This window comes from Dorea chungnamensis (assembly GCF_039832125.1).
GTDB lineage: Bacteria > Bacillota > Clostridia > Lachnospirales > Lachnospiraceae > JAFBIX01.
Map to the genome: position 1 here is coordinate 1 of NZ_JBDOHT010000013.1, position 13,126 is coordinate 13,126.

At 42.6% G+C, this 13,126-nt stretch carries 7 protein-coding genes; 2 read left to right on the forward strand and 5 right to left on the reverse strand.

Features of this window, described 5'->3' with window-relative positions; all coding sequences use genetic code 11:
• Positions 1 to 125 precede the first annotated feature (125 nt).
• Positions 126 to 1,985, reverse strand: coding sequence for an excinuclease ABC subunit UvrC (uvrC, locus tag ABE613_RS11455; RefSeq protein ID WP_347376432.1), 1,860 nt, complete (start codon positions 1,983 to 1,985; stop codon positions 126 to 128).
• A 112-nt stretch (positions 1,986 to 2,097) separates the two neighbouring features.
• Complete coding sequence (ftsH, locus tag ABE613_RS11460) at positions 2,098 to 4,053, reverse strand: ATP-dependent zinc metalloprotease FtsH (protein ID WP_235231729.1); 1,956 nt, start codon at positions 4,051 to 4,053, stop codon at positions 2,098 to 2,100.
• 201 nt (positions 4,054 to 4,254) lie between these two features.
• Between ftsH and ABE613_RS11465 the strand changes: the two genes are divergently transcribed.
• Both ABE613_RS11465 and pyrG read left to right on the forward strand, forming a co-directional pair.
• On the forward strand, positions 4,255 to 5,748 hold the full coding sequence (locus ABE613_RS11465; RefSeq protein WP_347376433.1) for a DUF1846 domain-containing protein: 1,494 nt from the start codon (positions 4,255 to 4,257) through the stop codon (positions 5,746 to 5,748).
• 65 nt (positions 5,749 to 5,813) lie between these two features.
• A complete protein-coding gene (gene pyrG, locus ABE613_RS11470) occupies positions 5,814 to 7,421 on the forward strand; it encodes a CTP synthase (protein ID WP_235231732.1) in 1,608 nt (535 codons plus the stop codon).
• Positions 7,422 to 7,523: 102 nt separating this feature from the next.
• Here pyrG and glf read toward each other — a convergent pair whose 3' ends face one another.
• The 3 genes from glf to ABE613_RS11485 are packed head-to-tail and all read right to left on the reverse strand — an operon-like array spanning position 7,524 to position 13,055.
• Positions 7,524 to 8,657, reverse strand: coding sequence for a UDP-galactopyranose mutase (gene glf, locus ABE613_RS11475; RefSeq protein ID WP_235231733.1), 1,134 nt, complete (start codon positions 8,655 to 8,657; stop codon positions 7,524 to 7,526).
• A 55-nt stretch (positions 8,658 to 8,712) separates the two neighbouring features.
• Positions 8,713 to 11,898, reverse strand: a complete 3,186-nt coding sequence (locus ABE613_RS11480) for an SbcC/MukB-like Walker B domain-containing protein (RefSeq protein ID WP_235231734.1) — start codon at positions 11,896 to 11,898, stop codon at positions 8,713 to 8,715.
• A complete protein-coding gene (locus ABE613_RS11485) occupies positions 11,895 to 13,055 on the reverse strand; it encodes an exonuclease SbcCD subunit D (protein WP_347376434.1) in 1,161 nt (386 codons plus the stop codon). Before ABE613_RS11485 ends, ABE613_RS11480 begins: the two co-directional genes overlap by 4 nt.
• Positions 13,056 to 13,126: the final 71 nt, after the last annotated feature.

A 13,126-nucleotide genomic window follows, 5' to 3' on the forward strand; every position in this document is an offset into this window, starting at 1 on the left:
TTCACTTTTTTCATTCCAAAGGAAAAAACGCCATGAAAATATGACAAAATGGCAAACCCGCCAGGCCCTGTATTTATTGGGCTTGACGGGTATTTTATACTTATTTTCTTGCAAAAGTCAGGTTATTATTTTTTTATTATATCATATTCGTGAAAAAAGTTATAGACATCCTGTGCTGATTTTTCATTCATAGAAGGGAGTTCTTTCAGTTGTTCTATTGTAGCATTTCTTATTGCATCAATACTCTCGAAATGTTTCATCAAGTCCTTTCTACGAGCCGGCCCTACTCCCTTAATGTCATCCAAAATCGAATGTACCTGTCCCTGACTTCTCAATTTACGATGGAAAGTAATGGCGAACCTGTGTGCCTCATCTTGAATTCTGGTAATTAATTTGAAGCTCTCAGAATTCTTATCTATAGCAATTTCTTTATTTTGATAATACAGTCCTCTTGTACGGTGATTGTCATCCTTGACCATTCCACAGACTGGAATATTCAGATGAAGTTTATCCAACACTTTTAACGCCACATTTACCTGCCCTTTTCCGCCATCCATAAGAATCAGATCAGGAAAAGATGTAAATCCACCCATATCTTTTCCTTCTTCTTTTTCTCGCATTCCATGTTCAAATCTTCTGATCAGAACTTCTTCCATACTGGCGTAGTCATCCGCTCCCTGCACGCCTTTGATCTTAAATTTACGGTAGTCATTACGTTTCGGCTTTCCTTTTTCATAGACAACCATAGAGCCAACAGATGCAAAACCACTGGTGTTGGAAATATCATATGCTTCCATCCGTACTACTCCTTTTAACCCAAGAAGATTTTCCAATTCTTTTACAGCGCCGATGGTTCGTCCTTCTTCCCGTTTCAACCGTTCTTTATCTGTGCTCAGAACAAGAGCCGCATTTTTTCTGGCCAGCTCTACCAGTTTTTCTTTCGTTCCTTTTTTCGGAACTCTCAGATGAACTTTATGTCCTCTTTTCTTTGCAAGCCACTCCTCAATAACTTCTGCGTCCTCAATCTCCTCTGGAAGCATCAGTTCCGACGGAATATATGGTGTCCCGGCATAAAACTGCTTCACAAAGCTGGACAGAATCTCTTTTTCAGTCTCTCCTTTCGCTATTTTTAAATAAAAATGATCTCTTCCGATCAAGCGTCCTCCCCGGATGAAAAATACCTGTACAACTGCATCCTCTTCTTCTACTGCCACCGCCAGAATATCTCTGTCATCTCCTGCTGTATCTGTAATCTTCTGTTTTTGAGCAATCTTCTGCACGCTAGAGAGTAATTCACGATATTCAATCGCCTTCTCAAATTCTAACGCTTCTGATGCCGCCTGCATCTTTTCTTCCAGCTCTTTTATGATTACGTCATAATTTCCATTCAGAAAATGAATCACTTCATGGATAGATTTACGATACTCTTCCTGTGATATATAACCCTGACAGGGTGCCTTACACTGATGGATATGATAATTTAAGCAAGGACGTTCTTTCCCGATATCCTTAGGCAACTTCCGGTTACAACTTCGTATGTGATAAAGCTTACGAATCAGTTCAATTGTATCCTTCACAGCACCGGCACTGGTGTAAGGTCCAAAATATTTTGCCTTATCCTTCACCATGCGTCTTGCCATCATCACCCTGGGATAAGGCTCGTCTACGGTTACTTTAATAAATGGATATGTTTTGTCATCCATCAACATTGTATTATATTTTGGTCGATGCTCCTTAATCAGATTGCATTCCAGTACTAATGCTTCCAGTTCAGAATCCGTCACAATATATTCAAATCGAGTGATATGGGTCACCATCTGCTCAATCTTGGCGCCCTTGTTCCGGCTGCTCTGAAAATACTGCCTCACACGATTCTTGAGACTGATTGCTTTTCCAACGTATATGATGTCATCTTTCTCATCATGCATAATATAAACGCCTGGTTTCCCAGGCAGCTTTTTTAATTCTTCCTGAATATCAAACATAGGCTCTCCCCCTATTTCTTCCACTTCATTATTACATAAGAAAAAATTCTTTGCAATCAAGTCTGAGAATTGATCACAAAGAACTTTTATCTGTACGCGTCTTTATTTCTACCTATTCTTCTGTGCTGTCTGTAACTTCAACAGCTTCTGTCTGGATATCTTCTCTTTCCACCGGATTCATACCGATTCTCTGTTCTTCTTTCTTAGGAGCATTCGGATCGATTCCTTCTACTTCATGGAATATTTCCATAAACTCTTTTCCGGTAATCGTCTCCTTCTCAATCAGGAATGCTGCAATCTTATCCAGGGAATTCCTATGCTCACTCAACAGTCTCTTAGCCTCTTCGTAAGCTTCCTTTAACATCTTCATGACTTCCTGATCAATCTCTGAAGCTGTCTCCTGTCCGCAATTGCTTACCGGACGGCCGTCCAGATAACGATTCTGAATAGATTCCAGCCCGATCAAGCCGAATTTTTCGCTCATACCATACTGCGTAATCATGGCTCTTGCGATACTGGTCGCTTTCTCAATATCATTGGCAGCACCAGTCGTAACGGTATCGAACACGACCTCTTCCGCCGCACGTCCTGCCAACATTCCGACTAACATTGCCTGTAATTCCTTCTTCGTATTCAGAAACTTCTCTTCCTCCGGTGTCTGCATGACATAACCGAGGGCACCCATTGTACGGGGAACGATCGTGATCTTCTGCACCGGTTCGGAATCTTTCTGGAGTGCACTGACCAGTGCGTGTCCTACTTCATGATAAGATACGATTCTTCTTTCTTCCTGACTCATGATACGGTCTTTCTTCTCTTTTCCGACCAGTACCACTTCCACAGCTTCGAACAGATCTGACTGAGATACTGCATTTCGTCCATTCTTAACGGCGTTAATTGCTGCTTCATTGATCATATTGGCAAGATCTGAGCCAACAGCACCGGATGTTGCCAGCGCAATTGCTTCCAGATCTACCGTTTCATCCATCCGCACATCCTTCGAATGTACCTTCAGAACATCAACTCTTCCTTTTAAATCAGGCTTTTCCACAATGATACGACGGTCAAAACGTCCCGGTCTCAAAAGTGCCGGATCCAGAATCTCCGGGCGGTTTGTTGCTGCAAGAAGCACCAATCCCTTGTTACTCTCAAATCCATCCATCTCTGCCAAAAGCTGATTTAACGTCTGTTCACGCTCATCATTGCTTCCAAGCTGATTGTCACGGCTCTTACCAATGGCATCGATCTCATCGATAAAGATTATACATGGAGCCATCTGCTGTGCCTGCTTGAACAGGTCACGCACACGGGATGCTCCTACACCTACATACATCTCGACAAACGCAGACCCACTCAATGAGAAGAATGGTACTTTCGCTTCTCCTGCAACTGCCTTGGCAAGAAGTGTCTTACCAGTTCCCGGAGGGCCTACAAGGAGTGCTCCTTTTGGAAGCTTGGCACCAACGCTTGTATATTTACCCGGATTATGCAGAAAATCAACGACTTCCTGCAAAGACTCCTTTGCTTCATCCTGACCGGCAACATCTTTGAAAGTAACACCTGTAGACTTCTCCACATACATCTTGGCATTACTCTTGCCAATACCCATCATTCCGCCGCCTTTTGACATCTTTCGAGTCATCCATACGATCAGACCGACAAAAATGATAATTGGTAAGAACGTCGCCAGAGTCTGCGCCACTACCATAGATGTCGTATCGGGTATCTCCTGACTGAACTTTACATCTGCTTCTGTCAGCTTATCTGCAAGCTTATCATCATTAACAATACCGGTATAATATTCTTTTGCAACTTTCTGTCCATCTTCTTTTTTCTCTTTAATCACGATCCGGTCGCTCTGAATCTGTACTTCATCGACTTTCCCGTCATCTACCATCTTGATGAATTCATCATAAGTGATCTCATTTCCTTCTCCTGTTCCCTGAAACTGGAACAGTGCCATAACTAGAATCATTGTTATTAATGTAACTAATATAATAAAAGAAAAACCCTGCTTATTATCTTTATTATTATGGTTATTTTTGTTTTTATTATTCTGGTTGTCCATATTTCTCCTCCTGTGCTTCTCTTTCATTATAAGGACAGCCTCCTTAGAAATCAACAAAAACATTATGAAAAGATTGTAAACTCTCCACATGGTGTAGTATACTTTTATTAATAATGCTTATGCGTAACTGGCAGTTTTTTTCCAGATACACGGCAATCGAAAGTATAATTCTATATAGAAAGACTAAGGGGAATGAACACAATGAAAATTGGATTTGACAATGAAAAATATCTTCAAATGCAGTCTGCCCATATCCGGGAGCGAATTAATCAATTTGACAATAAACTTTATCTTGAATTCGGTGGCAAATTATTCGATGATTACCATGCTTCCCGTGTGCTACCTGGTTTTCAGCCGGACAGTAAGCTGCGCATGTTAAAGCAGCTTTCTGACCAGGCAGAGATCGTAATCGTAATCAGTGCAGAGGATATCGAAAAAAATAAGATTCGCGGCGATCTCGGCATCACTTATGATTCTGATGTACTTCGCCTGATGGCTGTCTATCAGGAACATGGCCTCTATGTCGGCAGCGTTGTAATCACCAAGTTCAGCGGTCAGGAAAGTGCTACTTTATTTAAGAACCGTCTGGAAAAACTTGGCATAAAAGTATACCGCCACTATATCATTCCTGGCTATCCGTCCAATGTACCTTATATTGTAAGTGATAACGGATATGGCAAAAATGACTATATCGAGACTTCCCGTCCACTGGTCGTTGTTACAGCACCAGGTCCCGGAAGTGGAAAAATGGCAGTATGCCTTTCTCAGCTATACCATGAACATCAGCGCGGCATCTCTGCCGGTTATGCCAAATATGAGACATTTCCGATCTGGAATATTCCATTAAAACATCCGGTCAATCTGGCCTATGAGGCTGCGACTGCTGATCTGAACGATATTAACATGATTGACCCGTTCCATTTGGAAGCATATGGAAAGACTACTGTAAATTATAACCGGGATGTTGAGATCTTCCCGGTATTAAACGCCATGTTCCAACGCATTTACGGGGAAAGCCCTTATAAATCTCCTACTGATATGGGAGTAAATATGGCTGGAAACTGTATCTGTGATGATGAGGTCTGCCGGGAGGCTTCCCGCCAGGAAATCATCCGCAGATACTATGCATCTCTGCAGCGACTTCTCATGGGATCCTGTTCAGAAGAAGAAGTCTGCAAGATCGAGATGCTCATGAACCAGGCCGGAATAACGGTTCACGATCGTCTAGTCGTTGATGCTGCCCTGGAGCTTGCTCAGGCAACGGACGCGCCTGCTGCCGCTCTTCAGCTCCATGATGGACGTATGGTCACCGGAAAGACTTCTAATCTACTGGGGGCTTCTGCTGCTCTTCTTCTGAACGCATTAAAAGAGCTGGCAGGAATTGATCATAAACGTCATGTGATTTCTCCTGCAGCAATTGAACCGATTCAAAAATTAAAGACTTTATATCAGGGCAGCAAAAATCCACGACTCCATACCGACGAAGTACTGATTGCCTTGTCTGTTAGCGCAGCCACCGACCCAGTTGCACAGTTGGCACTCGATCAGCTGCCGGAATTAAGAGGATGCCAGGCACATACTTCTGTCATGGTCAGTTCTGTAGATATGAAGCAATTCAAAAAATTATCCATACAGGCCACTTTTGAAGCAAAGTATGAAAAAAACTCTGTATTTTTCAACGAAAAGGGTGTATAATCTTAAAGTATTTTTTTAATATAATGAATGAGAGACATGACAGATTGAACTTTAAGGAGGAAATTATGGCAGTAAAATACGTATTTGTTACAGGTGGTGTTGTATCAGGACTTGGTAAAGGAATTACAGCCGCATCTCTTGGCCGACTGTTAAAAGCACGTGGTTACACTGTGACCATGCAGAAATTCGATCCTTATATTAATATTGACCCGGGTACAATGAATCCGGTACAGCACGGTGAAGTGTTCGTAACCGACGATGGAGCTGAGACCGATCTTGATCTGGGCCATTATGAAAGATTCATTGACGAAAGTCTGAGCAAGAATTCAAATGTTACAACCGGAAAAATCTACTGGTCCGTTCTTCAAAAAGAACGCCGTGGAGACTTTGGAGGAGGAACCGTCCAGGTAATTCCTCATATAACAAACGAGATTAAAAATCGTTTTTACCGCAATCCTGCAGCAGAAAATACAGAAATTGCCATTATCGAAGTAGGCGGAACCGTCGGTGACATCGAAAGTCAGCCGTTCCTGGAAGCAATCCGCCAGTTCCAGCATGAAAAGGGTCATGAAAATGTTATCTTAATCCATGTTACCCTGATTCCTTACCTGCGTGCTTCCCAGGAAATGAAGACCAAGCCGACTCAGGCAAGTGTAAAGGATCTTCAGGGAATGGGAATTCAGCCGGATATTCTGGTATGCCGTTCCGAGCATCCTCTGGATGTTGGCATCAAAGATAAGATTGCCTTGTTCTGTAATGTACCATCCAATCACGTATTGCAGAATCTGGATGTAGAGTATCTGTATGAGGCTCCTCTGGCTATGGAAGAAGAGAATCTCGCAGGCGTTGTCTGTGAATGTCTGCACCTTGACTGTCCGGAACCAGACTTAAAAGACTGGGCTGAGATGGTAGAATATCTGAAGAATCCAAACACCGAAGTCACTGTAGCTTTAGTCGGTAAATATATTCAGCTTCACGATGCGTACATCAGTGTTGTAGAAGCATTAAAACACGGTGGTATCTTCAGTCGTGCTACCGTAAATATCAAATGGATAGATTCTGAAACTGTTACAGCTGATAACGTAGAAGAACTTCTGGGAGATGTCAGCGGAATTCTTGTTCCTGGCGGTTTTGGACATCGTGGAATCGACGGCAAATTAGAGGCAATCAAATATGCACGTACGCACAATGTTCCATTCCTCGGTCTTTGCCTTGGAATGCAGCTTGCCATTGTAGAATTCGCCCGGGATGTCATCGGCTACAACGATGCACACAGTGCAGAATTAAGTCCAAATACCACACATCCGGTCATCCACATCATGCCGGATCAGATTGGTATTGAAGATATCGGCGGAACATTAAGACTTGGCTCTTATCCATGTGTTCTTGATAAAAGATCTAAGGCTTACAAATTATATGGAACAGAAAATATCAGTGAACGCCACCGTCACCGTTACGAAGTAAACAATGACTACCGCGACGATCTTACATCACATGGTATGATGCTCTCTGGTCTGTCACCAGACGGAAGAATTGTAGAAATGATCGAAATTCCGGAACACCCTTGGTTTATCGCAACTCAGGCACATCCAGAATTAAAATCTCGCCCGAACAGACCACATCCTTTGTTCCGTGGATTTATCGAAGCCGCATTAGAATATCAGAAAAAATAATGATATAAATTCAAAGTCCCTGAGCTACAAGTTAAATGCATCTTGTGTCTCAGGGATTTCTTTTTGCCGGAGGAATTCTCCGTGACTTTCACTTCTCCGTCTTTAATTCAGATGAGCCTTTACGCACTTGAGAGCTTCGGATACAATCTGGTGCATATCGTAGTAGCGGTACATTCCGAGGCGGCCTCCAAAGATGACATGCGGTTCTTTATCCGCAAGTTGTCTGTATTTTTCGTATAAGGTGTTATTTTTCTCGTCGTTCATTGGATAGTATGGCTCCTGACCTTTGGACCAGGATGCCGGGTATTCTCTGGTGATGACAGTCTTTGGATTCGCCGGAATACCTGTATTGCCATAGCCCCCCTGACATCCATACTCAAAGTGTTTGTGTTCGATGATACGAGTATAAGGAATCTCATATTCTGTATAATTGACAACTGCATTGCCCTGATAATTCTCCATATCCAGTACTTCTGTCTCGAATCTCAAGCTTCGGTATTCCAATTCCCCATAACAATATTCATAATATGCATCAATCATTCCCGTAAAGACAATCTCTTCTGCCTCAGCTTCCAGTTCCTTACGATTCTGGAAGAAATCTGTCTCCAGCCGGACTTCGATTCCCTCTAGCATCTTTTCAATCATCTGTGTGTATCCGCCTACAGGAATTCCCTGATATTTATCATTGAAATAATTGTTATCATATACGAATCGAACCGGAAGGCGGCGGATGATGAAGCTTGGAAGTTCGTCGGCACGTTTACCCCACTGCTTCTCTGTATATCCTTTGACTAATTTTTCATAGATGTCCCTTCCCACAAGCGAGATTGCCTGCTCTTCCAGATTCCTGGGCTCTGTGATTCCAGCTTCTGCAATCTGACGGTCAATAATCTCTTTCGCCTCCTGCGGTGTCGTAATGCCCCACATCTTACTAAAGGTATTCATATTAAAAGGCAGATTATATAACTCATCTTTATATCTTGCCACAGGGCTATTGGTATAACGGTTAAATTCAGCAAATTGCTGGACATAATCCCACACTTCTTTATCTGAAGTGTGGAAAATATGTGCTCCATACTGATGTACCTGGATTCCTTCTACTTCTTTGGTGTAGATATTTCCGCCGACATGATTACGGCGGTCAATTACAACCACCTTTTTCCCTGCTTTTTTTGCCTCATGTGCAAAAATGGAACCGAATAGTCCGGCACCAACAATCAAATAATCATACTTCATATCGTTTATCCTGTCCTCCCTTTATCACTTTTCTCTCTGTTACGGTTCTTTCAAACTATATCGGGTCTGTCTCATCAGACCATCGGGCATGACTGCCATGTTCTGTCTTTTTAACCAATAGCTTGCAATCTATTTGTTCCTTTAATTCATTGACATGCGAGATGATACCAACCAGTCTCTTTTCATCTGCCAGATCACACAGGACCTTGATTGCCTGTTCTCTGGCAGCATCATCCAACGAACCAAATCCTTCATCCACGAACATCGTATCCAGATGGATTGCTCCTGCTGTATTCTGCACAATATCTGCAAGGCCAAGCGCCATTGCAAGAGATGCCATAAAGGATTCTCCGCCGGAAAGAGTCTTTACATCACGCACGGAATCACTGGCCATATGGTAGACATCCAAATCCAGCCCTGCCTGTCCCTGACTTCCAAGATTTTTCACTTCCCGGCACTGCAGGATGAATTCATTGGATGTCATCTGAACCAGTCGTTTATTCGCGGCATGTATGATCTGCTTAAAATATTGTCTCTGGACGTAAGTCTCAAAATCCATCTTGACGGCCCCGCTTAACGTTCCGTTAGCTGTCTTACTAAGATTGCTTACTACTTCGTATTGCTTCTGAAGACTTCCTGTTTTTTCAAAATAGCGTTTCAGATGCTCTCTAATCTCTCGATTCTTCTTATTGATACTGTATAACTGAAGATATTCTTCCTGTCTGATCTTCTGTTCCTGACTGACAGACTGAATTTGTACCTGAATCTCTTCCAGATCTTCTACTGTTTTTCCATCTATTTGTTCTTCCAGCGATGTTTTCATCCCGGAAATCTGATGCAGCTTTGTATGATACTGCTGAATCAGATTTTCTGACTCCTGGATCTCTTCCGAAGACATTTTCCCGGCATGATACTCTTCTTCATCTTTAAAACATTGCTGCTGTATCATGGTATGGTATACCTGATTCTGATATTTTTCTTCTTCCCTTTGCTGTTGAACTGCCTGCTTGAGGCTGTCTGTCTGTCCTTCCAGCTGCTGAACACTTTCCTTTGCCTGCTGTTCTCTTCGTTCTGCTAATTCTAACGCTTGTCTCACCTTTTGTAAAGAGTCCTCCAGTTTTTTCAACTGCTCTTTCGCAATCTTCTGCGATGCAGCCGGAAGTCCTTCACTTTTTGAATGAATCTCTGATTCCAGCTGACTAAGCTTTAGCGATACTTCTGCATGCCTTTCTTTTTCCTTCTCCTGGATGAGCTTTTGTTCTTCCACCTTCTTTAGAATCTGTTGTTCTTCTCGCTGGGCCTGTTCCAACTGCTCACTTTCCTTTTGTGCCAAAATCAGCGCATCTTGAAGCTTACAGATCTCTTCTGCGCATTGGAAAGCCTCATCCCGAATCTGCGCACCTGCTCTTGTTCCCTCAGCCAGTTCTTCCAGCGTAAATTCTCTTTCCATCACTCGGAGGAATTCTCTGGAAAATGATTTCTGTTCCGCCTCATATTGGACAGCTGCTGCTTGGAAGGCCTTTGTCGACTGGTCTCTGGACTGCTCCTTCTGATTTCTTATTCGCTTCGCTTCTTCTACTTCCTGCTGGGTTGGTGCTCCTTCTGACAATTGGCAGATCTTGGGATGATCACAGGATCCACACACCGGGCAGGGATCTCCTTCTTCTAATTCCTGCGCCAGTATTCCTGCCTGTTCCGCCAAAAACGCCTGATATTTCTGTTCATAATTCATCAATTCTTTCAAGTACCGGTTGTGATCCTGTTCCGCCTGAATCTTCTTTTTCTGACATTCTCTTTTCATCTTTTCAAGACTTCTGCATAGACCATCAAGGGACTCTAATTCCTTTTGTCTGGTTTTTTGCCGCTCAATTTTCAGGCAAAGCCCTTCCATTTTTTCTTTGCTTCCGGCACATTCTTTTTGAATCTTCACTAAAGTCTCTTTGCGATTCATCAGTGCGTCTAATGTCTGCACAGATTGATGCAATTCCTTTTCCTTCTGATCTTTTTCCTTTTTCTTTTCAACAAAAGATGCCTGCAACTGCTCAATCTTTTCATATAAGGGAAGTGCATCCTGAATTCGGATGATTTCCGGCGTACAGATTACTTCCTGTTCCTTCATCTGCTGCTTTGCGTTATCTTTATCTTTCACGCAGTCTTCTAAGCGAGTTTTCGCACTCTCAAGTCTGTCTACGGTCTCCTCAAGTGTCTTTTTATTCTTCTGAATTGCCTCGGTGATCTGTATCAGCCGACTTTCCTCGATATATACCTTTTCCGCTCTTTTCGCAGTGGATAGCCTTCTTTCTCTGTCCTGATACTCTTCCTTTTGATTCAAAAGTTCTTGTTCCTGATTCTTGATCCGTTCCAGGGACTGGTAAAGCTGGCTTAGTGTCTCCCCTTCCTTCTTTTTGCCATTTAATTCATCTATTTTTCTTTGTAGTCCTTCTGTCTCTTTTTTCTTCGCTTTTTCCAGGACGCTGCCTGCCTGAATCAGATTCTTTAACACTTCCAGAGCTTCTTCTTTCACAACGACAGGCAATGCCTTACATTCTTCCCATTTCCCATTTTCTTCAAAGTCTTCGATGTATTCTACCCGATCCATCTCTTGCCTGATATCCCGAAGATGATCTTCCAGCTGGTAATAAAGCTGATTCGCCTTCCTCTTTAATTCCTCTTGAACCCGATAATACAGACGAGTCTGGAATATCTTAGAAAATATCTTTTTTCGTTCTTTTGACTCTGCATGAAGGAGTTTTAGAAAATCTCCCTGCGCAATCATTGCAATCTGTGTAAACTGATCTGCATCCAGTCCGATAATCTCCACAATCTTCTGGTCTGTCTCGCGTTTCTTTCCCCGATACACATTCCCATCCGGAAGAATCAACTCCACTTTAGGGGACTCCTTTACATAACGCGGCGATCCATCTGCATATCGCCTCTTTCCAAGCCTGGTATACTCTGGATTTCTTCGAATCGTGTAAGTCTTCTCCTGATAGAGGAATGTATATTCTACATAAGTGTCCGTCTCATCGGATGCATATTGACTTCTCATCATATTACCATCGCGCCTGCCGCCGCTGGTCTGATCATAAAGGGCGTAAGTAATTGCATCAAATATGGTCGTCTTTCCTGAGCCAGTATCCCCGGTAATCAGGAAAAGTCCATGCTGGACTTTCGAAAAGTCTATCGTCTCTTTTCCTGCATAGGAACCAAATGCTGACATCACTAACCTGATTGGCTTCACTGCTTTTCCCCCTTTGCCTCTTCCAGAATCTGCATCATAATCTCCTGTTCCTCTTCCCCCATCTCTTTTCCCTGCATTTCCTGATAAAAATCCTCAAAACTTTCCAACGGATCTTTGATGGTCAGCTCTTCATCCAGTTCCTGCAATTTATTCCGTGTTCTGGTATTATCCACACGAACCTCCAGAATATGGCTGAATACCTTTTCCAATTGTTCTTTTGGCTTATATGGTTCAACTTCATCCGTCAAGGTAATACTGATGTAATCATCCTTTTCCTTCTCTTCTGCCTGCTTCAGGATCTCTTCAAGCTGCCCCCGCTTCTTCTGTACATCTCGTAATGGATGAAGCGGCAGAAGCTCAATCTGCGGTGATGTTCCCTTTTCCTTCAGCGTCACCACAGAAAGGGATTTGTGATGACTGCTTTCGCTGACCGAATATTTTAAAAGCGTTCCGCAATAACGAATATGAGACATTCCCACATTCTGTTCTCCGTGGAGATGACCCAGCGCCACATAATCAAACTCCTTCACACATCCGATATCTATATTGTCAATTCCTCCCACGGAAAACGTCTCAGAATCACAAGTCTGCGGATTGTCTTTACCCGTATAGAACTGATGAGAAATCAATACATTTCTTCTATTACAAAAATCAATCTTCTCTCGCTCAATTAAGCATCTTACTGCTTCTGAGTAAGTTTCTGGGATGTCTTCATCGAACACTTTTCTGACATATGCAGGCTTTAAAAATGGAAGCAAATAAAAATCTATTTCCCCATATTCATCCGTAAGGGTCACTTTTTCTATATATTCTTCTTGTGTCTTCGGTGCGATTCCAGCCAGATGGATCTGGTGCTTTTTCAATATGCCGGACGCATACTGTAAACGTTCCGCCGAATCATGATTTCCACTGATGATCAACACTGTAATCGCCGGTTCAATAGCAGAAAGAGCCGTCAAAAACTCGTCAAATATACTGACCGCTTCCGCTGAAGGAACCGATTTGTCATAGATATCTCCGGCAATAATAATCGAATCCGGATGTATCAGCTCTGCATAATCTATGACTTCGCCCAGAATCTTTTCCTGGTCTTCTCTTAAGTTATAATGATGAAGCTGCCTGCCAATATGCAAGTCAGACAAATGAAAAAACTTCATAAAAACGAATCCTTTCTATTTACATCTGAAACCATCTTACACTATAATCTTCTTATCTAGCAAGAAAAGAT